The following is a 25,506-nucleotide window of genomic DNA, read 5'->3' as shown; positions in this document are numbered from 1 at the left end:
CAAATGCTTTGCTATTGTGCACTGCATCAGGACGAGGTTGCTTCCGATCCTGAACCCCAATTGCAGAGTATCTTTAAGGTGACGCACATGAGCAACGAGACTATCCAGCAATTCAGCGATCAAGCCAGCAAGTTCTTCGTGGACCCGGCCCGCGCCTACGCCGGCCTGGGCCTGGACTACTTTGAGAAGCTGGTCAACATCCAGTTCGAGGCTGCCAAGGCCAACACCGAGACGGCCCTGAAGCAGGCCCGCGCTGCGCTGGACATCAAAGACCAGAAGGACTTCCAGAGCTACGTGGAAGGTCAGCGCAAGCTTGCCGAAGAGATCGGTCAGCGCGCCAAGGGTGAAGCCGAGAAGGTCGTGGCCCTGAACCAGGAACTGGCGCAGAACGCCCAGAAGCTGGCCCAGGACAGCGCCCGTGAGTTCGGCAAGGTGGCCCAGTCCAAGTAAGGACTGACCACTGCGGGTGCTCCGCGCCCGTCACTGGCCGGAAAAGGCCCCGGGGTGCTGCACTCCGGGGCCTTTTCGTTGTTACCGCTTGCCGAAGATCAGCAGCATCAGTCCCACGAAAGCGCCCACGCCGCCGCTCAACAGCACCATGGCCGTCTGATCGGTGAAGTTGCCGGTCGCTTCCCACTGGGCCTGCTCCTCCGGCGTCTGGGCCATGCCCCAGCCGAAATAGAGCACCACGGCGGCCGCGGTAAGAATGACGAGCCCGAGTATCCGTTTCCAGTGCATGTGCCTACCCTGTCTGCCTGTTGTCTGCCAACGTTGCGATGGACCACACGGCGGGTCTCGCCCGGGGGTCGGTCCGATCCGGCTTCAGAGGTTACACTAGGCTACTGATCCCGACAGCCAGTAAAGCGAACCCCAATGGATGCGACCAAGCGCCGCCGCGGTATCTACCTTCTGCCCAACCTGCTGACCACCGGCTGCCTGTTCTTCGGCTTCTTTGCCATCATCTCCGCCTTCAACGGCGATTTCCGGAACGCCGCCCTGGCGATCTTCATCGCCATGGTCTTCGATGGTCTCGATGGCCGCGTCGCCCGTATGACCAACACCCAGAGTGACTTCGGCGTCCAGTACGACAGCATTGCCGATATGGTCAGCTTCGGGGTGGGGCCGGCACTGGTGGCTTGGCTCTGGGCGCTGTCGGGCACCGCGGTGCTGCCCGGGCCTTTCGCCAAGCTGGGCCTGCTGATCGCCTTCATCTACGCGGCCTGTGCGGCGCTGCGCCTGGCCCGGTTCAACACCCAGGTGGGCGTGGCGGACAAGCGCTACTTCCAGGGGCTGCCCAGTCCCGCCGCTGCGGGGGTGGTCGCGGGCCTGATCTGGGTGGGGGATCACCTGGGGGTCAGCGAGAGCAGCGCACTGATCACTGCCAGCGTGGTTGTGCTGGCCGCCGGGCTGCTGATGGTCAGCCGGATGCGCTACTACAGCTTCAAGGAGGTGGACTTCCGCTACCGGGTGCCCTTTTTCACCATGGTGGTGGTGCTGCTCGGGCTGGCCTTTCTGCTCATCCACCCGCCCACGGTGCTGTTTGTCGGCTTTCTCGCCTACCTGGTCTCCGGGCCGGTGATGACGTGGAACCAGCGGCGTCGACGGTTGCGTGGTGGTCGCGCCGGCTGATGGGGCCACGGCGGCTCGACTGCATCAGGGCCAGCGCCGCCGGACCAGCCAGTACCGTCGCCGGGCGCGCGGCGGGGCCTTCATCCTGAGGGCCACCGGCTCGCTCGGTAGCCCGTGTAATGCCGTATCGGGCGTTGCCTGCTTTTCCAGCCTGTGCAGCCGTTCGATACGCACCTCCGTGGGCGGGTGGGTGCGTAACCAGGGTGGGGCCAGCCGGGGGCGGCGGCCGAACAGGCTGCGCAGCCAGCCGCCGTTGTAGCGTTCCAGCTTCACCAGGGCCGAGACCAGGCCCTGGGGGTCACCGGTCAGGCTGGCGGCCTCGATGTCCGCGGCGTACTCGCGGTTGCGTGACAGCGCCAGCTGGAGCAGCGTGGCGGCGCTGGGCGCGATCAGGATGGCCAGGAACAGCAACCAGGGCAGCGCCAGATCCCCCGCCATCCACCAGGGCAGCAGTATGAGCAGCGTCAGCTGGCCCAGCACCGCGGCCCAGAAGGTCAGGCGCGCCATGGCATCGGCCATGGCCATTACAGTGGTGTCGTTGTGGCGCAGGTGGCTCACCTCGTGGGCCAGTACCCCGGCCAGCTCCCGCAGTGTGAGCGTGCGCAGCAGGCCACCGCTCACCGCGATGCCGCCGTCATCCCGGTGGCCCACCGCAAAGGCGTTCAGGGCCGGTGAGGGCAGGTAGTAGAGTGTCGGGTCATGGCGCAGGCCGGCCCGTCGGTAGAGCGCCGCCAGCAGCCGGTAAAGGTCCGGGGCCGCTCCGGGCGGCAGCGGGGAGGCGCCGGAGCGGGCGAGTAGCAGGCGCGCCGGCAGGCTGCGCGCCACCAGGCTGGTCACCACGGCCAGTGCCATGGCCCAGACCAGGCCGACGCCGCCGGCCAGTAACCAGCCCATCAGCCCCAGCAACAGGGTCAGGCCGGTGAGCAGCAGGACGGCGCCCAGCAGGTTTTGCAGCTTGCGCTGTGCAAGGTGTGTCGGGTCCATCGTCCCCTTATCTCCGATTGGCGCCGCTCCGCGCAAGCGCAATACGCGCTACCCGTGGCGGCGGGCAAACGACGCGGGGCGCGGTCAATGGGGGCGATTGGAAAAAGTCATCAACGGCCCGGCCACCGGGGTTGCCAGCTCACTGGAGAGGCGTTTATAGTCAAGTTCATCCGGTTATACCGACACGCGTTTTAATCATCACGGGCAGAGTGCTCTACACCGAATGATCTTCCAAGGGTTATCCAGCGACGCAATGCCTACCGGCGCCTCCCGGCGTCGTGCGTCGTCCCTGTCCGGTCGCCCGCTGCTCACCTTCACCAGTCTGCGACTGCTGCTGCCGTAAGGCAGCCTATCCGACCCGATCCCACAGCCCTGAATTCCCCCAGGCCCGCGCCTCGGCAGCGGGATGGTATTCGTTTAAGGTAGGCGGCACGCACGGCCGGCCTCCCGGGAGAGTCATCATGAGCGACAAAGAACATCTCATTATCTTCGATACGACCCTGCGCGACGGTGAGCAGAGTCCCGGCGCCTCCATGACCCGCGAGGAAAAGGTGCGCATCGCCCGGGCGCTGGAGCGGCTGAAGGTGGACGTGATCGAGGCGGGGTTCCCGGCGGCCAGCGTCGGTGATTTCGAATCGGTGAGCGCGGTGGCCCGCGCCGTGAAGGACAGCCGGATCTGCGGACTGGCCCGTGCCCGGGAGGACGATATCCGGCGCGCCGGCGAGGCGCTGCAGGAGGCCGAGGCCGGCCGTATCCACACCTTCATCGCCACCTCGCCCATCCACATGGAAAAGAAGCTCCGGATGACGCCCGACGAGGTGGTGGCGGAGGCGGTGAAGGCGGTGAAGCTGGCCCGCTCGCTCTGCGATGACGTGGAATTCTCGCCGGAGGACGCGGGCCGTTCCGACCCCGAGTTCCTCTGCCGGATCATCGAGGCGGTGATCGATGCCGGCGCCGGCACGGTGAACATCCCGGACACGGTGGGGTACAACCTGCCGGAGCAGTTCGGCGCGCTGATCAAGCGGTTGCGCGAGAACGTCCCCAACTCCGACAAGGCGGTTTTCTCGGTGCACTGCCACAACGACCTGGGGGTGGCGGTGGCCAACTCCCTGGCAGCGGTGATGAACGGCGCGCGGCAGGTGGAGTGCACCATCAACGGGCTCGGCGAGCGTGCCGGCAACGCCGCGCTGGAGGAGCTGGTCATGGCGGTGCGTACCCGGCAGGACTACTTCCCCTGCGACACGCGCATCGAGGCGAGGGAGATCGTGCCCGCCAGCCGCCTGGTGGCCAATATCACCGGCTTTCAGCCCCAGCCCAACAAGGCCATCGTCGGGGCCAACGCCTTTGCCCACGAGTCGGGTATCCACCAGGACGGGGTGCTCAAGCACCGCGAGACCTACGAGATCATGCGCGCCGAGGACGTGGGCTGGCACACCAACCGGATGGTGCTGGGCAAGCACTCCGGGCGCAACGCCTTTCGGGCCCGGCTCAAGGATCTGGGCATCGAGTTCGACTCTGAGGAGCAGCTCAACGAGGCCTTCCAGCGCTTCAAGGGTCTGGCGGACAAGAAGCACGAGATATTCGACGAGGACCTGCAGGCATTGGTCACCGAAGCCAACATGGCGTTGGAGAACGAGCGCTACCGCCTGGTGGCCCTGCATGTCTGCTCCGAGACCGGTGAAACGCCCGAGGCCACCGTCACCCTGATGGTGGACGGCCGGGAGCGGCGCGCCGTGTGTCCGGGGAGCGGCCCGGTGGATGCGGCCTTCAAGGCCATAGAGGAGTTGATCGGCGCCTCCGACACCGAGCTGCTGCTCTACTCGGTGAGCAACATTACCACCGGCACCGACTCCCAGGGCGAGGTGACCGTGCGCCTGGAGCGCGGCGGGCGAATCGTCAACGGCCAGGGCTCGGACACCGATATCGTGATCGCCTCGGCCAAGGCCTACCTGAACGCCCTGAACAAGATCGACCAGGGTGAGTTGCGGCGCCACCCGCAGGCGGCGGACGTATAAGCCATGGACGAGGAGGCCGCTCGCCAGGCCCGTCAGCGTGTGCGCCTGCAGCAGCTGGGCGTGACCTGCTATCGGCCGCGGCCCGCGGCGGTGGCGGCGCCGGTCCGGCGGCCGGTTCCGGCAGAAGCGGCGCAGGCGTCGGGGGAGGCGGAGCCGCCCCCAGAGCCGGTGCTTGAGCCGGTGGTGCAGCCACAAGGCGGGCCGGCGTCAGCGCCGGACCAGGGCCAGTCGCCGGGTACGGAACAACCGCCGGCCCCGGCCCGGGCGCCGGTCGAATCCGGTCTCGACGGCCTGGACTGGGACGCCCTTGAGGCTCGGGTGGCCGACTGCCGGCTCTGCGGGCTGTGCGAGGGGCGGACTCGTACGGTCTTCGGTGTGGGTGACCGGCAGGCGGACCTGGTGCTGGTGGGCGAGGGCCCCGGGGTGGAAGAGGACCGGCGCGGCGAACCGTTCGTGGGCCAGGCGGGTCAGCTGCTGGACCGGATGCTGGCGGCTATCGGCCTGGACCGCCACCACGGGGTCTATATCTGTAACGTGGTCAAGTGCCGGCCGCCGCGCAACCGCGACCCGAAGGCGGATGAGGCCGCCGCCTGCCAGCCCTACCTGCAGCGGCAGCTCTCGCTGCTCCAGCCCCGACTCATCGTCGCCCTGGGGCGTGTGCCGGCGCACCACCTGCTGGGGGTCACCACTCCGCTCGGGCGCCTGCGCGGGCAGCTTCACCGTTATGCACCGGTGGATGTCCCCTTGCTCGCCACCTATCATCCTGCGTATCTGTTGCGTAATCCCGCGGACAAGGCGAGGGCCTGGGCGGATCTCAAGTACATCCGCCGCATCCTGGCGGAATAGCCTCGTCCCCCGGCCCACCGGAGGCGCCCATGGTAGCCGTTGTAGCCCCGCAACCCGGACGGATCCGGGACATGATTGAGGCGGATCTGCCCGAGGTGCTCCAGGTGGAGCAGCGCGCCTACTCCTGGCCCTGGACCTACGGTATCTTCCGCGATTGCCTGCGTGCCGGTTACCCGGGGTGGGTGTGCGTGTGCAGCGGGCATATCGTCGGTTTCGTGCTGGTGGCGGCGGCCGCCGGCGAGGGGCACATCCTCAACCTTTGTGTCAGCCCCGACAGGCGCCGAGAGGGCGTGGGGCGCGCCCTGATCGACCGGGTGATCCAGGAGGCGCCGGCCCACGAGGTGCAGGAGCTGTTCCTGGAGGTGCGGCCGAGCAACAAGGCGGCGCAGGCGCTTTACCGCAGTGTCGGCTTCGAGCAGGTAGGCCGCCGGCGGGGCTACTACCCGGCCGCCGGCGGGCGGGAGGACGCCTTGGTGCTCGCGCGGCTGATCGAGGAGGATGGCCGTGGGGCGTGATCAACTCAGCTGGTGGCAGGTGCTGCTGAGTACCCTGGCGGCCGCCTTCGGGGTGCAGTCGGAAGCGGCTCGCCGGCGGGACTTCGCGCAGGGGCGCCCCGGCGTTTTTATTGTCGCCGGGGTGGTCTTCACCCTGCTGTTCATCCTGGTCCTGGTGCTGATCGTGCGGGTGGTTCTGGCCCAGGCCGGCGGTTAGCGCCGCCCGCCCGGGGCCGGCCCGGTCAGACCCGGGCGATCTTCTCGCGCTGGGCCTCTATCTTCTCCAGTGCACTGCGCTGCTCGGTGAGCTTGGCCCGCTCCTTCTCCACCACGGCCTCGGGCGCCTTGCTGACGAAGTTCTCGTTGGCCAGCTTGCCCTCCAGCCGCTGCACCTCCTTCTGCAGCCGCTGGCGCGCCTTGTCCAGGCGGGCCAGCTCGGCCTCCTTGTCGATCAGGCCGGCCATCGGCACCAGGACCTGCATATCGCCCACCAGCGCGATGGCCGACTCCGGCGCCTCGCCGCCCACCTCCTCGATGGACTCGAGCCGTGCCAGGGTCTTGAGGAAGGCCTGGTAGTTCTCCAGCCGGGCCCGGTCCTCCGGGGTGGTGTTCTGCAGCAGTACCGGCAGGGGTTTCGCCGGGGACAGGTCCATCTCGCCGCGGATCCGGCGCACGCCCAGCACGAACTGCTTGATCCAGGCGATATCCGCCTCGGCGGCGTTGTCTACCAGGCCGGCCTCCGCCACCGGGTAGGGCTGGGTCATGATGCTGTCACCCTGCTTGCCCGCCAGCGGCGCGATCTGCTGCCAGACGGCCTCGGTGATGAAGGGCATGATCGGGTGGGTGAGCCGCAGGGCGGCCTCCAGCACGCGTACCAGGGTGCGCCGGGTGCCGCGCAGCAGCGCCTCGTCGTCCGACTGGGTGAGCACCGGCTTGGACAGCTCCAGGTACCAGTCGCAGTACTCGTCCCAGATGAACTCATGAATGGCCTGGGCGGCGAGATCGAGCCGGTAGCCGTCCAGCGCCTCGCGCACCCGCAGCTCGGTGCGCTGCAGCTGCGAGATGATCCAGCGGTCCGCCACCGAGAGCTTGATGTTCTCCGCGGTCAGGCCGGTGTCCTGGCCCTCGGTGTTCATCAGCACGTAGCGGGCCGCGTTCCAGATCTTGTTACAGAAGTTGCGGTAGCCCTCGGCCCGGCCCAGGTCGAAGACCACGTCGCGGCCGGTGGTGGCCAATGAGGCGAAGGTGAAGCGCAGCGCATCGGTGCCGTGGGCGGGGATGCCGTCCGGGAATTGCCGGCGCGTGGTCTTTTCGATCTTCCGGGCCATCTGCGGCTGCATGAGCCCGCTGGTGCGCTTGGCCACCAGGTCGTCCAGCTCGATGCCGTCGATGATATCCAGCGGATCCAGGACGTTGCCCTTGGACTTGGACATCTTCTGGCCGTCCGGGTCGCGCACCAGGCCGTGGATGTAGATCTCGCGGAAGGGCACGTCCCCCATGAAGTACATGCCCATCATGATCATCCGGGCCACCCAGAAGAAGATGATGTCGAAGCCGGTCACCAGCACCGAGGTGGGGTAGAAGGTGCGCAGGGCCTCGGTGTTGTCGGGCCAGCCCAGGGTGGAGAAGGGCCAGAGCGCGGAGCTGAACCAGGTGTCCAGCACGTCCTCGTCCTGGTGCAGCGGCACGTGGCCCAGGTTGTGGCGCGCGCGCACCTCCTCTTCGGTGCGGCCCACGTAGACGTGGCCTTCGGCGTCGTACCAGGCGGGGATGCGGTGGCCCCACCAGATCTGACGGCTGATGCACCAGTCCTGGATGTTGTGCATCCACTCGTAGTAGGTGCGGTCCCAGTTGCCCGGGATGAAGCGGATGCGGCCGTCCTCCACCGCCTCGATGGCCGGCTTGGCCAGCGGTTCGGCGCGCACGAACCACTGGTCGGTGAGGAAGGGCTCCAGCACGGCGCCGCTGCGGTCGCCCCGTGGCACCATCAGGGTGTGCTTCTCCACCTTCTCGAGCAGGCCCTGGGCTTCCAGGTCGGCAACGACGCGCTCGCGCGCCTCGAAGCGGTCCAGCCCCTGGTAGGCCTTGGGGGCGTGCTCGTTGATGGCGGCATCCGGTGTCAGGATGTTGATCTTGGGCAGATCGTGGCGCTCACCGATGGCGTAGTCATTGAAGTCGTGGGCCGGGGTGATCTTGACGCAGCCGGAGCCGAATTCCGGGTCCACGTAGTCGTCGGCGATGATCGGGATCTGGCGCCCGGTCAGCGGCAGGTCCAGCGTCTTGCCCACCAGGTGGCGGAAGCGTTCGTCCTCCGGGTGCACGGCCACGGCGGTATCACCCAGCATGGTCTCCGGGCGCGTGGTGGCCACCACCACGTGGTCCGACGCGTCGGAGAGAGGGTAGCGCATGTGCCAGATGTGCCCCTGCTCCTCCTTGCTGGCCACCTCCAGGTCGGAGACGGCGGTGTGCAGCACCGGGTCCCAGTTGACCAGCCGCTTGCCCCGGTAGATCAGGCCGTCCTCGTAGAGCCGCACGAAGACCTCGCGCACGGCGTGGGACAGGCCCTCGTCCATGGTGAAGCGCTCGCGGGACCAGTCCACCGACGCCCCCATGCGCCGCAACTGCCGGGTGATGGTGCCGCCGGATTCGGCCTTCCACTGCCAGACCCGCTCCAGGAATTTCTCCCGCCCCAGGTCGAAGCGGGACTTGCCCTCGGCCTCCAGCTGGCGCTCGACCACCATCTGGGTGGCGATGCCGGCGTGGTCGGTGCCCGGCTGCCAGAGCGTGTCACGGCCGCACATGCGCTGATAGCGGATCAGCGCGTCCATGATGGTGTCCTGGAAGGCGTGGCCCATGTGCAGGGTGCCCGTCACGTTGGGTGGCGGGATCATGATGCAGTAGGGCTCGCCCTCGCCGGCGGGTGCGAAGTGCCCGTGCTCTTCCCAGTAGGCGTACCACTTGTCTTCGATGGCTTGCGGCTGGTAGGTCTTTTCCATGTATCCGGTCTGATCCGATTGGCTTGGGGGCGTGGAAAACTCGTTATCTTACCGCAGTTTCCGGCGAAAAGCAGGGCAACACCGCCGCCCCGGCGCCGGGTTTCCGGCAGGCCGGGGTGCTCGTGCGCGCGGCAAACGGTGAAGCCGGCGGGTTGCAGGTGATGTCTAGGGCGTCAGCGTCTTTTCCGCGATGACGCAGGCGGGGTCGTCCGGGTCCTGGCGGATGTTGAAGCCCAGCAGCACGGCCAGGTTGATCATGCCGCGGTTGTCCCGGGAGATGGTGCCGTACGCCCGTTGATAACCGGCAGCGGCGGCGAGCTGCAGGGCCATGCGCAGGGCCTGCTGGGCCAGGCCCAGGCCGCGCACCTCGGGGCGCAGGGAAACGGAGAACTCGCAGTCCCGGCCGTTGTGCTCGCCGGTGATCCGGGCGCCGCCGAGTATCTCCCCGGCCAATTCATCCTGCCCCTCCAGTACCAGGCAGAAATCGCGCGTCAGGTCGGGCGTGCAGAAGGCCTCCGCCGCCGCCTCGCTCAATTCCGGCACGGCGTGCAGCATGCGGAACCAGCGTTCCTGCGGCGACAGGGCCTGATAACCGCGCATCAGCGACGGGGCGTCGCTCGGCTGGATGGGGCGCAGCGTGTAGCGTCGGCCATCTTTGGCCTCGACGACAGCGCGTGGCAGTGTGTTGTCAGTGTCCGTCATCAGTATGCAATGTCTGCGGTGCAGGGTTTACGGCCATGAGCCTGATAGGGGTAAGCTTAGCCCATCCCGCATCAGCCCCTCGGCGCTAGTCCACGTCATATTTCTCGGGCGTCACGCCGGCCTGGTGGTAATGCCGGAAATGCGCGCGGGTCTGTTCCAGGACCTCACGGGCCTGCACCACGACCTCAAAGACCCGCCGGAAGGCCTGCCATGCCGGTGGCACCTCCGGGCCGAGGTTGATCAGCAATGCGTCCTCGGAGAGGGCCTCCGGCCGGTCGCCGATGACCACCGCCTCGCCCTCGGCCTGCGCCTGCAGTGCGTGGGGGATGAAGCTCTCCTTGCGGAAGGTCCACAACAGGGTGTCCAGGCGCTCGGCCTGCTGTGCACCGCCCACCTGGATATGGATATGCCCCACACCGTGGGCCAGGCCCTTGGCGACGAGCCCGCAGGCGAAACGTTCCCGCTGAACCGGGTCATGGGCCCGGTTCAGTACGTAGAAGCGCACGACGGGGTTCGTGGAGTCGCTCACCTTCAGACCCCGGCCCGGTCCATCAGGTAGCGGGTCAGCAGCGGCACGGGGCGGCCGGTAGCGCCCTTCTGGTCGCCGCTGAGCCAGGCGGTGCCGGCGATATCCAGGTGGGCCCACTGGTACGCCTTGGTAAAGCGGGCCAGGAAGCTGGCGGCGGTGATGGTGCCCGCCGGGCGGCCACCGATGTTGGCCATGTCGGCGAAGTTGCTCTTCAGTTGCTCGTCGTACTCCGGGTCCAGGGGCAGTTCCCAGCAGGGGTCGCCGCTGGTCTCACCGGCCTCGCGCAGGGCCTGGACCAGCGGTGGGTGGTTGCCCAGCACCGCACTGCGGTGGTGGCCCAGGCCGATGATGCAGGCACCGGTGAGGGTGGCGATGTCGACGATCTCCTGCGGCTTGAACTGCTCTGACCAGGTCAGGGCGTCACACAGCACCAGCCGCCCCTCGGCGTCGGTGTTGAGGATCTCCACCGTCTGCCCGGACATCGTCTTGACGATATCGCCGGGGCGGACGGCCTTGCCGTCGGGCATGTTGTCACTGGCCGGGACCACGCCCACCACGTTGATCGGCAGGTTCATCTCGGCCACCGCCTGCAGGGTGCCGAACACGCTGGCCGCGCCGCACATGTCGAACTTCATCTCGTCCATGCCCGCGCCGGGTTTCAGCGAGATGCCGCCGGTGTCGAAGGTGATGCCCTTGCCCACCAGCACGTAGGGCTGCTCGTCCTTCTTGCCGCCATGCCACTCCATGGCGATCAGCCGCGGCTCCTCCTGGCTGCCCCGCGCCACCGCCAGCAGGGCGCCCATGCCCAGCTTTTTCATCTCCTTGCGGTCGAGGCTCTGCACCTTCAGCTTGTCGTGGCGCTTGCCCAGCGCCTTCGCCTGGTCGGCCAGATAGGTCGGGGTGCAGACGTTGCCGGGCCGGTTCCCCAGATCGCGCGCCAGGCTCATGCCCTGGCCCACGGCCATGCCTTGGGCCAGGGCGGTCTCGGCCGCCTTGGCCTGGTCCTTGTCGGTGACGCCCAGGGTCAGTTTCTTGAGCGGCTTTTTCGGCGTCTCCGCCTCGCTCTTCAGCTCGTCGAAGCGGTAGAGGGCGCCGACCACGCCGATGGCCAGCTGCTGCACCCGCCAGGCCAGGTCACGGGCCTTGACCTTCACCTCGTGCAGGTAGAAGGCGGCCTCGCCGGCGGCGCAGTCCTGCACTGCCTGGGCCGCCGCGGCGACCGCCTTGCGGTAATTGCGCTCGTCGAGCTCGCTCTCCTTGCCCAGGCCCACCAGCAGAACCCGCGGGGCCTTGACGGTGTCCAGACCGGTGAGCAGGCGGGTCTGGCCGGGCTTGGCCTCGGTGTCGCCCCGTTTCAGTGCGGCGGTCACGGCGCCGCCGCTGGCCTCGTCCAGCTGGGCGGCGGCGGGGGTCAGGCGCCGGCGTTCAAAGACGCCCACCACAATGCAGGGACTGCTGATGCTCTCGGCGCTCTTGTTCTTGATGGTGTAATCCATGGATCGCTCCCTTGTGGGCCTGGAAGGGCGCCGCGGCTCGCCAGGGCGGGCGGCCCTCGGTTAAGCTTCGGCGCCTTGCTTCGAAGTGTTAGTCACCGTGTCTGCCGTCGAGTAGTCTAATCTGCGCACCGTTCGCTTTGCAGCCGTAGAGGCCCCCGGTTTGTCGCCAATCCGTATCCCCATCGTCGACCGCTACCTGGTACGCGAGGTGTTGTTCGCCTGGCTGGCGGTGCTGTTGGTGCTGTTTGCGGTGCTGGCCACCAACCGGCTGATCCGTTACCTGGGTGACGCCGCCGGTGGCGAACTGCCGGCGGGAGTCATCCTGACCCTGCTGGGGCTGCAGACGGTGCGCTACCTCGGGCTGATCCTGCCGGCGAGCTTTTTCCTGGGCATTGTCCTCGCCTTTGGCCGCTTGTACCGCGACAGCGAGATGGCGGTGATGTCCGCCTGCGGCATCGGCCCCTGGCGCCAGTTCCGTGCACTGCTCTGGCTGGCGGTGCCGCTGGCCGCGCTGGTGGGCATGCTCTCCCTCTACTGGGGGCCCGCCGCGGCGCACAAGGCGGAAGTGGTGCAGGCCGAGGCGGAGGCGGATATGGAGTTCGCCGCCCTCCAGGCCGGGCGCTTCCTCCAGGCGCGGGGCGCCACCGAGGGTACCCTCTACCTGGAGCGGCTGAGCGAGGACCAGCGCGAGATGGAGGATGTATTCATCCGCTCGCAGAACAACGACGACCGGGTGATCCTCGCCGCTCGCCGCGGCATCCAGGAGGAGGACCCGATCACCGGGGACCGCTACCTGGTGCTGCTGGATGGCTGGCGCTACGACGGCGAGCCCGACCGCGCGGACTGGCGGGTGACCCGCTTCCAGCGCCACGGGGTCCTGGTGGAGGAGCGGCCGGAGGATATCGATATCCGCGCGCGGCGCAACGCTCAGCCCCTGGCCGAGTTGTGGGGGTCGGATACCGCCGCTGACCGGGCCGAGGTGCAGTGGCGCCTGGCCATGCCGGTGATGACCCTGTTACTGGCCTTGCTGGCGGTCCCCCTGAGCAAGAGCGCACCGCGGGACGGCCGTTACGGGCGGCTGCTCTCGGCGGTGCTGGTCTACGTGGGCTATTTTCAGCTGCTGACCGTGGGCCAGGACTGGCTGGAGGGGGGGCAGGTCCCCGCCGCGCTGGGCTTGTGGTGGTTGCACGGGGCAGTCCTACTGGCCGGGGTCGTGGGGCTGCTCTGGCGCTTTGATCTGCTGCCCTCCCGCGGTGGGCGGAGGGAAGCCTCATGATCCGGCTACTCGACCGCTACCTGATCGTGACCGTGGTGGGCAGCGCCCTGGTGGCGCTGGTGGTCATCATGTCACTGGATTTGGTGTTCACCTTTGTCGACGAGGGCGGTGACATCGGTACCGCCGACTACGGCGCGCTTACCGCACTGGGGTACGTGCTGCTCAGCAGTCCGGCGCGCGCCTACGAGGCCTTTCCCTTCGCCACGCTGATCGGCGCACTGATGGGGTTGGGGGCACTGGCCTCGCGCAATGAGCTGACGGTCATGCGCGCCGCCGGGGTGTCGGTGCTGCAGATCGCCCGGGCGGTGGCCGCCGGGGGGCTGATCCTGGCCATGATCGCCATGGCCATGGGCGAGTGGGTGGTGCCGCCGGCAGAGCGTGTGGCCACCGAACTGCGCGCCAGCGCCATGGCGCGCGAGGTGGGCATCAGCGGGGCCGGGGGGCTCTGGGCCCGGGACGGCACCCAGTTCATCGAGGTGGGGCGGGCGCGCAGTGCCGGTCACCTGGAGGACGTGACCATCTACGAGTTCGAGGAGCGGGCCGGCGAGCCCATGGCCCTGCGCCGGGTGCTGAGCGGCAGCGAGGCGTTCTACCGCAACGGTCACTGGGCTCTGAGTGAGCCGCGCGAGGTGCACCTGCATGACGAGGGCATCTCCACCTCGGAGCTGGGTGAGAGCAAGAGGTGGGAGAGCGCCCTGTCCCCGGCGGTGCTCGGCGTGGTGGTCGTGGACCCGGAGAGCCTCTCCATGGCCGACCTGCGCACCTACATCAATTACCTGGAGGCCAACGAGCTGGACAGCAGCGAGTGGCGTCTGGCGTTCTGGGTGAAGGTGGCCACGCCCATCTCCACCCTGGCCATGCTGTTGCTCACCATTCCGCTGGTCTTCGGCGCCGTGCGCTCCACCGGGGCGGGGCAGCGCATTTTCATCGGCGTGCTGGTGGGGGTGGTCTTCTTCCTGGTCAACCGCATGCTCAACCACGCCGGGGTGGTGTTCGGCCTGCCGCCGGCGGCCAGCGCGCTGTTGCCGGCCATCGCCTTTCTGCTGGCCGGCATCGTCGGCATCATGCGGGTACGCTGAGCCGGCGCGGTCAGTCCGCCGGGTCGGCCTTGGGCCGCTTGGGTTCGCGCACCACCAGGGTGTTGGCCAGCCGGTCGTGCCAGCCGCGCCGCCACTCGTCCACGCGGATCCAGCCGAACATCAGCACCAGCGGTAGGCTGGCGAGCAACAGGGTGAAGTGCTGTGAGCCCCGGCTCTGCACCTGGGACCAGTCGGAGAAATAGGCCCAGTAAAGCCCCGCGAAGACCAGCGCCCAGCCGATGGCCGGCAGCAGGATGCGCACCAGCGCCGTACGCACGCCGATCAGTTGCCCGTCGGGGTGCACCACCCGCAGCCGCCAGGTCTTCATGCCCAGGGTCTGGCCGCCGCGTACCCAGAAGAAGACGAAGAAACCGCCGGTGAGCAACAGCAGGTAGAGCTGGTAGAGAAAGCCGGCCACCGTGCCCGGCTCGATGGCGTCGCCGCCGGTGAAGACCAGGGGCAGCGCACCGCCGATCAGGAGAATGGCGATCACCAGCATCAGGTCGTAAACGAACGCCAGGATCCGGACCGTGAGACTCGCGGGGTAGGCGTGCTGGGACATCGGCGGGGTCTGGTGCTTTGAATTAAGAGGGGAGATGGCGCTCCCACGGGGAATTGAACCCCGGTTTCCGCCTTGAGAGGGCGGCGTCCTGACCGCTAGACGATGGGAGCGTTTCTGGTTTGCCTGCTCGGCAGCGCCGAACAGGGGTGGTATTATACGCGCCCATTTCGCAGTCTCAAGTGCCAATTTCTACGTGACGGAACAGACCATCAACCCTAACAACCCTGCGATCATCCCCCGGGATCGGCATCGCATCTCCCGCGCTGACATCAGCGAGAACGCGCTCAAGGTGCTCTACCGGCTGAAGAACGCCGGGTACGGCGCGTATCTGGTCGGCGGCGGCGTGCGCGACCTCTCCCTGGGGCACGAACCCAAGGATTTCGACGTGGCCACGGACGCCCGGCCGGAGGAGGTCCGGGAGTTGTTCCGCAATTGCCGCCTGATCGGCCGCCGATTCCGCCTGGCCCACGTGCAGTTCGGACGCGAAATTATCGAGGTTGCCACCTTCCGCGCCCTGCACGATCCGGACAGCCCGGATGAGGACGAGGACGAGGCGGAGGGCAGCGAGGCCGAGTTCGACGGCGGCGATGGCGACAACGGCGAGGTGGCCTTCGAGAACGGCCGCATCGTGCGCGACAACGTCTACGGGACCCTGGAAGAGGATGCCCTGCGGCGCGATTTCACCATCAACGCCCTCTACTACAACATCGCCGATTTCACGGTGGTGGACCACGCCGGCGGCCTGCAGGACCTGGAGCAGGGCGTCATCCGCCTGATGGGGGACGCCGAGACCCGCTACCGGGAGGATCCGGTGCGGATGCTGCGGGCGGTGCGGTTCGCGGCCAAGCTCGGCTTCCGCATCCACCCCGACACCGCCCGGCCCATCCCGGAGATGGCGCACCTGCTCGCGGAGGTGCCCCCGGCACGGCTGTTCGAGGAGGTGCTGAAGCTGTTCATGGGCGGCCTGGGGGCGGAAACCTTCGAGATGCTGCGCCAGCATGGGCTGTTCGCGCCGCTCTTCCCCATGACCGAGCGCGAGATCGAGGCGGACGAACACGGCCTGGTGCTCAGCTTTATCGCCCAGGCGCTGAAGAATACCGACGAGCGTATCGAGAACGGCAAGCCGGTCACCCCGGCCTTCCTGTTCGCCGCGCTGCTCTGGCCGGCGGTGGTGTCCCGCTCCCTGGCCCTGCAGGCCGAGGAGGATGTGCCGCCGGTGCCTGCGCTGCAGCAGGCGTCGGCCGAGATCCAGCGCCGGCAGCGCCAGAGCGTGGCCATCCCCAAGCGTTTCGGTATCCCCATGGGCGAGATCTGGACCCTGCAGCCGCGCTTCGACCAGCGGGCCGGCAAGCGGCCGCTGCGTTTCATGGGCCATCCGCGTTTTCGTGCCGCCTACGACTTCCTGCTGCTGCGCGCCAACATCGGTGAGGTGCCCGGGGCGCTGGCCCAGTGGTGGACGGAGTTCCAGGAGCTGCACCCGGAGCAGCGCGCCCAGGTGGCCCTGAACAACCAGCCCGGGGGGCGTGGTCGGCGTGGCGGCCGTCGTCGGCGGCGGCGCTGAGGCCCCGCGGGGCGGTCTCCGCCCCGGGAGTACGGCAGTGGCCGAGTGGGTGACCGCGTACCTGGGGCTGGGCAGCAACCTCGACGGCCCCTGCGGGCAGGTGGAGCGCGCCATCGATGCCCTGGCGCGCTTGCCCGGCTGCCGTGCGGCGCGCAGTTCCTCGCTGTACCGCAACCCGCCCATGGGGCCCGTCGACCAGCCCGATTACGTCAACGCGGTGGTGGCCCTGGAGACCCGGCTGGCGCCGCTGGAACTGCTCGACCACCTGCAGGCCCTGGAGCGGGCCCACGGCCGGGTGCGAGGGCGGCATTGGGGCGAGCGCACCCTGGACGTGGACATCCTGCTCTACGGCGATCAGCGCATCCGTGAGCCCCGCCTGACCGTGCCCCACCCCGGGCTGCCGGAGCGCGCCTTCGTGCTGTATCCTCTGGCCGAACTGGTGGCCGCGCCGCCGCTGCCCGGCCTCTCGTCCCTGAAGGCGCTGCTGGCCGGCTGCGACGGGGAGCAACTGCAACGTATCGCGCCGCCGCCTCTGCCCTGAAGCCTCGGGCGGGGGCGGGCCCTGTTACACCCAGTTGGGAGATAAGCTGTAGCCATGTATTCCGGTGATCAGTCCCAGACCCGCCGTCCGGTCACCACCGGACGGCTGCAACGGATGAAGGCCGACGGCGAGAAGATCGTCTCGCTTACTGCCTACGACTATACCTTCGCCGTGGCCGAGGATCGGGCCGGCGTGGACGTCATCCTGGTGGGCGACTCCCTGGGGATGGTAATGCAGGGGCGGGAAACCACCGTGCCGGTCACAGTGGATGACATGGTCTACCACACCCGCTGCGTGGCGGATGCCCGCACGGCCGCCCTGGTCGTTGCCGACATGCCCTTCATGAGTTACGCCACCGTCGAGGACGGCCTGCGCAATGCCGGCCGGCTGATGCAGGCGGGCGGGGCGCAGATGATCAAGCTGGAGGGGGCCGGCGAGCAGGCGGAACTGGTCTCGCGCCTGGCCCGGGCCGGTATCCCGGTCTGCGCCCACCTGGGCCTGCAGCCGCAGCTGGTGCACAAGCTAGGCGGCTACCGCGTCCAGGGCCGGGACAGCGCCGCGGCCGATGCCATGCTGGCGGACGCGCAGGCCCTGCAGGACGCCGGCGCCGACCTGCTGGTGTTGGAGTGCGTGCCGTCCGCGCTGGGCAAGCGGGTCAGCGGGGGGCTGGAGATCCCGGTGATCGGCATCGGGGCCGGCCCCGACTGTGACGGCCAGGTCCTGGTGCTACAGGACATCCTCGGCATCACGCCGGGCCGTATCCCGCGCTTTTCCAGGAACTTCATGGAGGGAGCAGAGAGCATCCCCGGGGCGCTCGAGGCGTACGTCTCGGCCGTGCGCGAGGGCCGCTTCCCCGATGCCAGCCACTCCTTCGGGGACGCGTCGTGAAACGCCTGCGGCGCACCGCCGACCTGCAGGCGCAGGTGGCCGACTGGCGCCGCGCCGGCCTGCGCGTGGGCCTGGTGCCCACCATGGGCAACCTGCACGAGGGGCACCTGGCGCTGGTGGACCACCTGGCGCCGCGCTGCGACCGGCTGGTGACCAGCATCTTCGTCAACCCGTTGCAGTTCGGCCCGGGCGAGGACTACGAGAGCTACCCGCGCACCTTCGCCGAGGACTGCAGCAAGCTGGAGGCGCGGGGGGTGGACGCCGTGTTCGCGCCGCCGGTGGAGGACATGTACCGCGGCGGTACCCGCCAGGCCACCCGCGTGGAGGTGGGGGCGCTGGGTGAACGGTTGTGTGGTGCCAGCCGCCCCGGCCACTTCACCGGCGTGGCCACCGTGGTGGTCAAGCTGTTCAATCTGGTGCAGCCGGACGTGGCGGTGTTCGGGCGCAAGGACTACCAGCAGCTGCGGGTGATTGAGCAGGTGGTCTCGGACCTGAACCTCCCGGTGGAGGTGCTGGGCATGCCCACCGTGCGCGAGGCCGACGGCCTGGCCATGAGCTCGCGCAACGGTTACCTCACCCAGGCGGAGCGCCACCAGGCGCCGGCGTTGCAGCGCACCCTGCAGGGCATGGTCAAGCGGCTCCGGGCGGGGGATACCGATTTCCGCCGGCTGGAAGCGCGGGGACGGGCCATGCTGGAGGAGCAGGGCTTCAGGCCCGATTACCTGGAGATCTGCCGTGCCGATGACCTCACGCCCGCCGGTCCGGGGGATCATCGCCTGGTGCTGGCCGGGGCGGCCTGGTTGGGTCGGGCGCGATTAATCGATAATATCGAGTTGGAATTGAACCCGACTGAATAAATCAGCATAATCCGCGACTGAAATGTGCGGTTGCACATGAACGCCTCGTCACTCCTGCCGCGTGTGCCATTGCGCGGCCGCGGACCGAACGGCGAGTTGTACGGCAATAGAACGGTGATTCGGTATGCAATTGAACATGCTGAAATGCAAGCTGCACCAGGCCTGCGTGACGGACACGGAGCTGGACTACGAGGGCTCCTGCGCCATTGATGCCAACCTCATGGATGCCGCCGGCATCCGCGAGTACGAGCAGATCCACGTCTACAACCTGGCAAACGGTGAGCGTTTCACCACCTATGCCATCCGGGGCGAGGCGGGTTCGCGGATGATCTCCATGAACGGTGCGGCCGCGCACCTGTGCAGCGACGGTGATCGCATCATCATCTGCTGCTACGCCAACGTGGATGAGGCCGATCTGGACAAGCATGAGCCGGCGCTCGTCTACTGCGACGGTGACAACCGGATCACCCATCAGCGCAACGGGATCCCGCTGCAAGTGGCCTGATCCTGCCGGCCCGGCCGCCGGGTCGCAGCAGCCGCAAAAAGCCGTCCCCGGTGATGCCGGGGGCGGCTTTTTGCCGTCCGGGCCCGGCCTCAGCCGCCGGACGGGGATCGTAGCCGGTTCAAGGCCCAGGCCACATGCTCGCGCACCAGTTCTGACGGATGCGCCCGCCGCGCCTCCAGGGCCGCCACCGCCTCGGCGCTGGCGGGGCCGTTCCCCAGCGCAACGGCCAGGTTGCGCAGCCAGCGCTCGTGCCCGAGGCGGCGGATCGCCGAGCCGGCCATCCGGTCCAGGAACTGCTGCTCCGTCCAGCCGAAAAGCGTTACCAGGTCCGTCTGGTCCAGGCCGTGCCGGGGCTGGAAATCCGCCTCGGCGGTGGGCTGGGCGAACTTGTTCCAGGGGCAGACCAGCTGGCAGTCGTCGCAGCCGAACACCCGGTTGCCTATCAGCGGGCGCAGCGCCTCCGGGATCGGGCCGTCGTGCTCGATGGTCAGATAGCTGATGCAGCGCCGGGCGTCCAGCTGGTAGGGGCCGATGATGGCCCGGGTGGGGCAGATATCGATACAGGCCCGACAGCTGCCGCAATGGCCCTGCCGGCGGGGCGGGTCGGCGGGCAGGGGCAGGTCGGTGAACAGTTCCCCCAGGAAGAACCAGGAGCTGGCATCCCGGTCCATGAGCAGGGTGTGCTTGCCAATCCAGCCCAGGTTGGCCTCCCGGCCCACCGCCTTCTCCAGCACCGGCGCACTGTCCACGAACGCCCGGTAGCCGTGCGGCCCCACCTCGGCCTCGATCCGCCGGGCCAGTCGTTGCAGCCGCTGGCGCATCAGCTTGTGGTAGTCCCGGCCCAGGGCGTAGCGGGCGACGTAGGCCTTGCGGCCATCCTGCAGAACGGACCAGGGCTCGGCCCCTTCGGGCTGGTAGTTCAGGCGCACGGAGATGATCCGACGGGTGCCGGGGAGCAGGCGCGCCGGGCGGCTGCGCTTGACGCCGTGGCGCCCCATCCAGCCCATCGTGCCCTGCCAGCCGTGCTGGAGCCAGCGCAGCAGCCAGTATTCGTCCTGGCGCAGGTCGGGGTCGGCGATCCCCACCCCCGTGAAGCCCATCTCCCGCGCCCAGCTGCGGATGCGGCCGGCGAGCGCCTGCATGCTGTCGGCTGTCATATCCATCCGTGTATTGTAAGGTTTCAGGACATCAATCGCGCTGTGGACTGTACGCATGGAAAGACTCCCGGAATACCTCTACACCCCGGTCCAGGTCCAGGAATTGGACCGCCGGGCCATCCAGGATCACGGCCTGCCCGGACTGTCGTTGATGGAGCGTGCCGGCCGGCGAGGCTGGGAGGTGCTGCTTAACCACTGGCCCCACGTCCGCCGTCTGCGGGTGCTCTGCGGTGGCGGGAATAACGGGGGCGACGGTTACGTGGTCGCGCGCCTGGCCCGGCGCGCCGGACTGACGGTGACGGTGCAGGCGCTGTCGGACCCGGACAAGCTCCAGGGCGATGCCGCCACGGTGGCCAAGCGTTACCGGGAGGAGGGCGGCCGGATCGAAGCCTGGAATCCGGCCGGCCTGGCGGACGAGGACGTCGTAGTGGACGCCCTGCTGGGCACCGGGCTCGACCGGCCCGTGGAGGGGCGCTACCTGGAGGCCCTTCGGGCAGTCAAGGCGGCGGAGGTGCCCGTGCTGGCCATCGACGTGCCTTCCGGGCTCAATGCCGCTACCGGGGCGGTCATGGGCGAGGCGGTCGAGGCGGCGTGCACCGTGACCTTTATCGGCCTCAAGCCCGGGCTGCTCACCGGGGCCGGGCCCCATTGCGCCGGCCAGCTCCATTTCGACGACCTGGGCGTGCCGGCGGAGATCTACCAGGGCATGAAGCCGGTGGCCGCACTCTGCCGTGAGGCGCTGCGGTTGCAGCGCCTGGCTCCGCGTCAGGCCCACGCCCACAAGGGCAATTTCGGTCACGCCCTGGTCATCGGTGGCGACCTGGGCATGGGTGGCGCCGTGCGGATGGCCGGCGAGGCGGCGGGTCGCGCCGGGGCGGGGCTGGTCAGCCTGGCCACCCGGCCGGCCCACGTCTCGGCCATCCTGGCCGCCCGGCCGGAGATCATGGCCCACGGCCTGGAGGGCCCGGAAGGGCTGGTGGCCCTGCTGGACAGGGCCACGGCGTGGGCCCTGGGGCCGGGGCTGGGCCAGGACCCCTGGGGCCAGGCGCTGTGGGACGTGGCGATGCAGACCGATCATCCCTGCGTGCTGGACGCCGATGCCCTCAACCTGCTGGCGCGGGCCCCGCGCCCCTGTCCCAACGCGGTACTGACCCCGCACCCGGGCGAGGCTGCGCGCCTGCTCGGTGTCAGCACCGCCGAGGTCCAGGCCGACCGGCTGGACGCCGCCCGCAGGCTGGTCGAGCGTTACCAGGCCGTGGTGGTGCTCAAGGGGGCGGGCAGCGTCATCGCTGCCCCGGACGGGGGGCTGCGCCTGGCCACCGCCGGCAATCCGGGCATGGCCAGCGGCGGCATGGGGGATGTGCTCACCGGCGTGGTGCTGGGGTTGCTGGCGCAGGGCATTGCCCCGGCGGAGGCCGCCGAGATCGGCGTGCTGGTACATGCGCGGGCCGCCGACCGCGCTGCGGAGGCCGGTCAGCGCGGACTGCTTGCCGGTGACGTGCTGGATGCCCTGCGGGCGGAGGTCAACCCGTGAGCGTGCTCAACAGCCTGACGTTGACGCTCCCGGACGAGGGCGCGACCCGGTCGCTGGGCGCCGCGCTGGCAGAGGCGCTGCCCGCCGGACTGGTCTGCCTGCGCGGTGAGCTGGGGGCCGGCAAGACCACCCTGGTGCGCGGCCTGCTGCGCCACCTGGGCCACGAGGGCGCGGTGCGCAGCCCCACCTACACCCTGGTGGAAACCTACACCCCCGGGCAGCGCCGGGTACACCACCTGGACCTCTATCGTCTGGCGGATCCGGAGGAGCTGGAGTTCATCGGGCTGCGCGACCTGCTGCAACCCGGGGACCTGGTGCTGGTGGAGTGGCCCGAGCGGGGCGCGGGGGTGCTGCCTGAACCGGTGCTCACGCTCACCCTGGAGCACACCGGCGCAGGGCGCGAAGTCCACCTGGAGCGTGGGCCAGACCCAGAGGCGGTGGACCTCAGCCGGCTTCATCTGGTTTACAAGGAGTTGGCCGCAACTCACCAGTCAGGCTGAAAATTCCTTGAAAAAATAGCGGCGCTGTGTCTTACTGAAAGGCGTACTGTCCCGTTTTTCAGGCGCTGTCCCATGTCGCTGCGATTGCAGATCATCCTCTTCCTGCTGCTGCTCGGTCTGACGGCCACCGCCGTGGCCCAGACAGAGATCAGCGGCGTGCGTACCTCCGATTCGGGGGATACCACCCGGGTGGTCTTCGACCTGGGGGGCGCGGTGGAGCACAAGGTCTTTACCCTCCAGGACCCGGACCGGGTGGTCATCGATATCGCGGGCGCCAGCGCGGGCGACCTGTCGCTGGCCGAGGCCGGGGTCGTCCAGCGGCTGCGGACCGGCAGTCGGGACGACGGTGTGCGGCTGGTGCTGGATGTCTCTCGCCAGGTGCGGCCGCGCTCCTTCCTGGTCGCCCCGGGCGGTGACCGCGGGCACCGGCTGGTCGTTGACCTGGAGCCGCACGGGCGGGATGAGAGTGGCGACGGGGGCGAGTCGACCGCCTCGGCGGACAGCGAGCGCTCCAGCGCCTCGCGCAGCGCGCCCACTCGGTCGATGAGTAACGGCGCGCGCCAGCGCGACCTGGTGGTGGCCATCGACGCCGGCCACGGCGGGGTGGACCCCGGTGCCATCGGGCCGGGGGGCACGTTTGAAAAGGATATCGCCCTGCAGGTCTCGCGGCGCCTGGCCCGCCTGCTGGAGGACATCGACGGCCTCAAGCCGTTGATGATCCGCGATGGCGATTACTACATGGGGTTGCGCGACCGCACCCGCCGGGCGCGCGAGAACAACGCCGACCTGTTCGTCTCCATCCACGCCGACGCCCTGGACAACCCCAGTGTACGCGGCAGCTCGGTTTACGTGCTCTCGGAGCAGGGCGCTACCTCCGAGGCGGCGCGCATGCTGGCCCAGCGAGAGAACGCCGCGGACTTCATCGGAGGGGTCTCGCTCAAGGACAAGGATGACATGGTGGCCTCCGTGCTGGTGGATCTCTCCCGCGCGGCCACGGTGGAGTCCAGCCTGGAGCTGGGGGACAAGGCGCTGGAGGAGCTGGGGCGGACCAACCGCCTGCTGCGCGGCCGGGTGGAGCAGGCGGGCTTCGCGGTGCTGAAAAGCCTGGATATGCCCTCCATGCTGGTGGAGCTGGGCTTTATCTCCAACGCCGAGGAGGAGCGCCTCCTCAACCAGTCGGAGCACCAGCAGAACCTGGCGCGGGCGCTGGCCCGCTCCATCGAACGCTATGCCGAGGATGTCATGCTCCCGGAGCTGCGGATGGCATCCGAGGAGGGCGGTGGCGGTGAGTACGTGGTGCAGCGTGGCGACACCCTGTCAGGCATCGCCCAGCGCCACGACGTCCCCGTCAGCCGGCTACGCGACGCCAACGACCTGAACGGCGACAACATCGTGGTGGGGCGGACGCTGGTGATACCATAGGTCCGATGGTCAGGCCCATTCAGCAATTACCCCTGCAGCTCGTTAACCAGATCGCCGCCGGCGAGGTGGTGGAGCGCCCCGCGTCCGTGCTCAAGGAGCTGGTGGAGAACAGTCTGGACGCCGGTGCACGCAGCCTCGCGGTGGAGCTGGAACAGGGCGGCAAGCGCCTCATCCGCGTGCGCGACGATGGCAGTGGCATCCCCCGCGAGCAGCTGGCCCTGGCCCTGCAGCGCCATGCCACCAGCAAGATCGCCTCGCTCAGCGAACTGGAGCAGGTGGCCAGCCTGGGGTTCCGCGGCGAGGCCCTGCCGAGTATCGGCGCCGTCTCCCGGCTGCGGCTCACCTCCCGTCCCCCGGAGGAGGGGCACGCCTGGTGTGTCCGTACCGACGGCGACAGTGCGCCCGCCGGCCCCGAGCCGGCGCCGCACCCGCCCGGGACCACCGTGGAGGTGCGCGATCTTTTCTTCAACACCCCGGGCCGGCGCAAGTTCCTGCGCACCGACCGCACCGAGTTCAACCACGCCCAGGAGGCCCTGCGCCGCCTGGCGCTGGGGCGCTTCGATGTGGCCTTCCGGCTGCAGCACAACGGACGGAGCGTCATCGACCTGCCGCCGGCCGGTGACCGGGAAGCCGCCGAGCGCCGGCTGGCGCAGCTGCTGGGCGAGGGCTTCCTGGGGGAGTGCATCCACGTGGAGTGCGCTGCCGCCGGGCTCAGCCTGCGGGGCTGGCTGGCCCTGCCCACCTTCTCCCGCAGTCAGGGGGATCTGCAGTATTTCTACGTCAACGGCCGCATGATCCGCGACCGCATGGCCGGCCACGCCCTGCGCCGGGCCTACGCCGACGTGCTGTACCGCGACCGCTACCCGGCCTACCTGCTCTACCTGGACATCGACCCGGACCGGGTGGACGTGAACGTGCACCCGACCAAGCACGAGGTGCGGTTCCGGGACAGCCGGCTGGTCTACGACTTTCTCTTCCGGCAGGTGCGGGAGGCGCTGGCGCAGGTGACGCCGGGTGCACCGGAAGGCGTCGCCGGGTCGCCCGGCCCCGTGGATACGGGCCCCCCGCCGGGGCAGGCCGATGCCCGGGCGGGGCACCAGGCGCTGGTGGGGCGGGGTGCTGCCCCGGCGACCGGTGGGCCGCCCGCCGGACCGCCACCGCGTCAGCACGGCTTGGGGTTGCCGCTGGCCGAGGCGCGGATGCTCTACGGCGAGCGGCAACCCGGGCAGGGGGCTGGCGAACCACCCGCCGGCCCGGCGGATGTGGCTGCTGCCGGGCCGTCCGGGCCCGTGGCTGACGGGGAAGCGGCGGGGGTCGTCGGCACCGCGCGTCACGGCCCCCCGCTCGGCCACGCCCTGGCCCAGGTGCACGGGGTCTACATTCTGGCGCAGAACGACCAGGGGCTGGTCCTGGTGGACATGCACGCTGCCCACGAACGGGTGGTCTACGAGCGCATGAAGGCGCAGCTGGCGGCCGATGGCGTTGCCAGCCAGTCATTGCTGGTGCCCGAGGGGTTGAGCGTGGCCCCCGCGGAGGGGGAGCAGGTGGAGCAGTCCGGCGATCTGTTCCGCCGTCTGGGCTTCGAGGTGGACAGGGTGGCCCCGGACCGGGTGCTCGTTCGCGCGGTGCCGGCGCTGCTGGCGCAGGCCGAGCCGGCGTCCCTGGTCCGCGACGTGCTCACGGACCTGCAGGCGCAATCGCGCAGCCGCCGGGTGGAGGAGGCGCTCAACCACGTGCTCTCCACCATGGCCTGTCACGGCTCCGTGCGTGCCAACCGCCGGCTGACCCTGCCGGAGATGGACGCCCTGCTGCGCGACATGGAGGCCACCCCCAACAGCGGGCAGTGCAACCACGGGCGGCCCACCTGGACCGTGCTGGACATGGACGCCCTGGACCGACTGTTCATGCGGGGGCAGTAGGCGGTGAGCGCGCA

At 69.1% G+C, this 25,506-nt stretch carries 25 protein-coding genes and 1 tRNA gene; 17 read left to right on the top strand and 9 right to left on the bottom strand.

Annotated elements, in window-relative coordinates:
- Positions 1 to 87 precede the first annotated feature (87 nt).
- Positions 88 to 450, top strand: coding sequence for a phasin family protein (locus DFR31_RS05595; protein ID WP_121441630.1), 363 nt, complete (start codon positions 88 to 90; stop codon positions 448 to 450).
- Between the two features lie 81 nt (positions 451 to 531).
- Here DFR31_RS05595 and DFR31_RS05590 read toward each other — a convergent pair whose 3' ends face one another.
- Positions 532 to 738, bottom strand: a complete 207-nt coding sequence (locus DFR31_RS05590; protein ID WP_121441629.1) for a DUF3185 family protein — start codon at positions 736 to 738, stop codon at positions 532 to 534.
- 135 nt (positions 739 to 873) lie between these two features.
- Here DFR31_RS05590 and pssA point away from each other — a divergent pair, with 135 nt between their 5' ends.
- Positions 874 to 1,629: a CDP-diacylglycerol--serine O-phosphatidyltransferase gene (gene pssA, locus DFR31_RS05585; RefSeq protein WP_121441628.1), complete on the top strand. Its 756-nt coding sequence runs from the start codon at positions 874 to 876 to the stop codon at positions 1,627 to 1,629.
- A gap of 24 nt (positions 1,630 to 1,653) precedes the next feature.
- Here pssA and DFR31_RS05580 read toward each other — a convergent pair whose 3' ends face one another.
- Positions 1,654 to 2,613, bottom strand: a complete 960-nt coding sequence (locus DFR31_RS05580) for a zinc metalloprotease HtpX (protein ID WP_121441627.1) — start codon at positions 2,611 to 2,613, stop codon at positions 1,654 to 1,656.
- 461 nt (positions 2,614 to 3,074) lie between these two features.
- On the opposite strand from DFR31_RS05580, the gene DFR31_RS05575 reads away from it, so the two are divergent.
- From DFR31_RS05575 to DFR31_RS05560, 4 genes are read left to right on the top strand one after another with little or no spacing between them, the layout of a single operon-like run.
- A complete protein-coding gene (locus tag DFR31_RS05575; protein ID WP_121441626.1) occupies positions 3,075 to 4,628 on the top strand; it encodes a 2-isopropylmalate synthase in 1,554 nt (517 codons plus the stop codon).
- A 3-nt stretch (positions 4,629 to 4,631) separates the two neighbouring features.
- Positions 4,632 to 5,474: a uracil-DNA glycosylase gene (locus DFR31_RS05570; RefSeq protein WP_121441625.1), complete on the top strand. Its 843-nt coding sequence runs from the start codon at positions 4,632 to 4,634 to the stop codon at positions 5,472 to 5,474.
- Positions 5,475 to 5,503: 29 nt separating this feature from the next.
- Complete coding sequence (rimI, locus tag DFR31_RS05565) at positions 5,504 to 5,989, top strand: ribosomal protein S18-alanine N-acetyltransferase (protein ID WP_121441624.1); 486 nt, start codon at positions 5,504 to 5,506, stop codon at positions 5,987 to 5,989.
- Complete coding sequence (locus tag DFR31_RS05560; protein ID WP_425452519.1) at positions 5,979 to 6,185, top strand: DUF2970 domain-containing protein; 207 nt, start codon at positions 5,979 to 5,981, stop codon at positions 6,183 to 6,185. The genes rimI and DFR31_RS05560 overlap by 11 nt, the downstream gene beginning before the upstream one ends.
- Before the next feature lie 25 nt (positions 6,186 to 6,210).
- Here the strand turns inward: DFR31_RS05560 and DFR31_RS05555 are convergent, their stop codons facing one another.
- From DFR31_RS05555 to DFR31_RS05540, 4 genes are all read right to left on the bottom strand, one after another.
- The gene (locus tag DFR31_RS05555; RefSeq protein WP_121441622.1) at positions 6,211 to 8,964 is read right to left on the bottom strand and encodes a valine--tRNA ligase; all 2,754 of its coding nucleotides are present in this window, start codon (positions 8,962 to 8,964) and stop codon (positions 6,211 to 6,213) included.
- 165 nt (positions 8,965 to 9,129) lie between these two features.
- A complete protein-coding gene (locus DFR31_RS05550; RefSeq protein WP_121441621.1) occupies positions 9,130 to 9,666 on the bottom strand; it encodes a GNAT family N-acetyltransferase in 537 nt (178 codons plus the stop codon).
- 85 nt (positions 9,667 to 9,751) lie between these two features.
- Complete coding sequence (locus tag DFR31_RS05545; protein ID WP_170153607.1) at positions 9,752 to 10,195, bottom strand: DNA polymerase III subunit chi; 444 nt, start codon at positions 10,193 to 10,195, stop codon at positions 9,752 to 9,754.
- Positions 10,196 to 10,197: 2 nt separating this feature from the next.
- Positions 10,198 to 11,691 (bottom strand): leucyl aminopeptidase, encoded by a 1,494-nt coding sequence (locus DFR31_RS05540; protein ID WP_121441620.1) that lies wholly within the window; start codon positions 11,689 to 11,691, stop codon positions 10,198 to 10,200.
- Positions 11,692 to 11,851: 160 nt separating this feature from the next.
- Here DFR31_RS05540 and lptF point away from each other — a divergent pair, with 160 nt between their 5' ends.
- Together lptF and lptG are read left to right on the top strand one after the other, a co-directional pair.
- Positions 11,852 to 12,967, top strand: a complete 1,116-nt coding sequence (lptF, locus tag DFR31_RS05535) for an LPS export ABC transporter permease LptF (RefSeq protein WP_121441619.1) — start codon at positions 11,852 to 11,854, stop codon at positions 12,965 to 12,967.
- Complete coding sequence (gene lptG / locus DFR31_RS05530) at positions 12,964 to 14,046, top strand: LPS export ABC transporter permease LptG (protein ID WP_121441618.1); 1,083 nt, start codon at positions 12,964 to 12,966, stop codon at positions 14,044 to 14,046. Before lptF ends, lptG begins: the two co-directional genes overlap by 4 nt.
- A 10-nt stretch (positions 14,047 to 14,056) precedes the next feature.
- Here the strand turns inward: lptG and DFR31_RS05525 are convergent, their stop codons facing one another.
- Together DFR31_RS05525 and DFR31_RS05520 are read right to left on the bottom strand one after the other, a co-directional pair.
- Positions 14,057 to 14,608: an RDD family protein gene (locus tag DFR31_RS05525; protein ID WP_121441617.1), complete on the bottom strand. Its 552-nt coding sequence runs from the start codon at positions 14,606 to 14,608 to the stop codon at positions 14,057 to 14,059.
- A 35-nt stretch (positions 14,609 to 14,643) separates the two neighbouring features.
- A tRNA-Glu gene (locus DFR31_RS05520) sits at positions 14,644 to 14,718 on the bottom strand.
- 83 nt (positions 14,719 to 14,801) lie between these two features.
- On the opposite strand from DFR31_RS05520, the gene pcnB reads away from it, so the two are divergent.
- The 5 genes from pcnB (at position 14,802) to panD (ending at position 18,960) form a co-directional block, all read left to right on the top strand.
- Positions 14,802 to 16,169 carry a polynucleotide adenylyltransferase PcnB gene (gene pcnB / locus DFR31_RS05515; protein WP_170153606.1) on the top strand — a complete coding sequence of 456 codons (1,368 nt, stop codon included), beginning with the start codon at positions 14,802 to 14,804 and terminating at the stop codon, positions 16,167 to 16,169.
- A 37-nt stretch (positions 16,170 to 16,206) separates the two neighbouring features.
- Entirely contained in the window at positions 16,207 to 16,710 is a 504-nt protein-coding gene (gene folK / locus DFR31_RS05510) for a 2-amino-4-hydroxy-6-hydroxymethyldihydropteridine diphosphokinase (RefSeq protein WP_121442184.1), read from the top strand.
- A gap of 54 nt (positions 16,711 to 16,764) precedes the next feature.
- Complete coding sequence (gene panB / locus DFR31_RS05505; protein ID WP_121441615.1) at positions 16,765 to 17,598, top strand: 3-methyl-2-oxobutanoate hydroxymethyltransferase; 834 nt, start codon at positions 16,765 to 16,767, stop codon at positions 17,596 to 17,598.
- On the top strand, positions 17,595 to 18,455 hold the full coding sequence (gene panC, locus DFR31_RS05500; protein WP_121441614.1) for a pantoate--beta-alanine ligase: 861 nt from the start codon (positions 17,595 to 17,597) through the stop codon (positions 18,453 to 18,455). Before panB ends, panC begins: the two co-directional genes overlap by 4 nt.
- A gap of 124 nt (positions 18,456 to 18,579) precedes the next feature.
- Positions 18,580 to 18,960, top strand: coding sequence for an aspartate 1-decarboxylase (gene panD / locus DFR31_RS05495; protein WP_121441613.1), 381 nt, complete (start codon positions 18,580 to 18,582; stop codon positions 18,958 to 18,960).
- An 89-nt stretch (positions 18,961 to 19,049) separates the two neighbouring features.
- Here panD and queG read toward each other — a convergent pair whose 3' ends face one another.
- Positions 19,050 to 20,123 carry a tRNA epoxyqueuosine(34) reductase QueG gene (queG, locus tag DFR31_RS05490; protein WP_245971091.1) on the bottom strand — a complete coding sequence of 358 codons (1,074 nt, stop codon included), beginning with the start codon at positions 20,121 to 20,123 and terminating at the stop codon, positions 19,050 to 19,052.
- Positions 20,124 to 20,172: 49 nt separating this feature from the next.
- Here queG and DFR31_RS05485 point away from each other — a divergent pair, with 49 nt between their 5' ends.
- The 4 genes from DFR31_RS05485 (at position 20,173) to mutL (ending at position 25,492) form a co-directional block, all read left to right on the top strand.
- A complete protein-coding gene (locus tag DFR31_RS05485) occupies positions 20,173 to 21,651 on the top strand; it encodes an NAD(P)H-hydrate dehydratase (protein ID WP_121441612.1) in 1,479 nt (492 codons plus the stop codon).
- Positions 21,648 to 22,151, top strand: coding sequence for a tRNA (adenosine(37)-N6)-threonylcarbamoyltransferase complex ATPase subunit type 1 TsaE (gene tsaE, locus DFR31_RS05480; RefSeq protein WP_121441611.1), 504 nt, complete (start codon positions 21,648 to 21,650; stop codon positions 22,149 to 22,151). The genes DFR31_RS05485 and tsaE overlap by 4 nt, the downstream gene beginning before the upstream one ends.
- 72 nt (positions 22,152 to 22,223) lie before the next feature.
- A complete protein-coding gene (locus DFR31_RS05475) occupies positions 22,224 to 23,573 on the top strand; it encodes an N-acetylmuramoyl-L-alanine amidase (protein ID WP_121441610.1) in 1,350 nt (449 codons plus the stop codon).
- A gap of 5 nt (positions 23,574 to 23,578) precedes the next feature.
- Positions 23,579 to 25,492 (top strand): DNA mismatch repair endonuclease MutL, encoded by a 1,914-nt coding sequence (gene mutL / locus DFR31_RS05470; protein WP_121441609.1) that lies wholly within the window; start codon positions 23,579 to 23,581, stop codon positions 25,490 to 25,492.
- The last annotated feature ends 14 nt before the right edge of the window (positions 25,493 to 25,506 follow it).

The organism is Alkalispirillum mobile (genome assembly GCF_003664325.1).
Classification (GTDB): domain Bacteria; phylum Pseudomonadota; class Gammaproteobacteria; order Nitrococcales; family Halorhodospiraceae; genus Alkalilimnicola; species Alkalilimnicola mobilis.
Note: the sequence above shows the minus strand (reverse complement) of the source record. Positions and strands in the feature narration are given on the sequence as shown.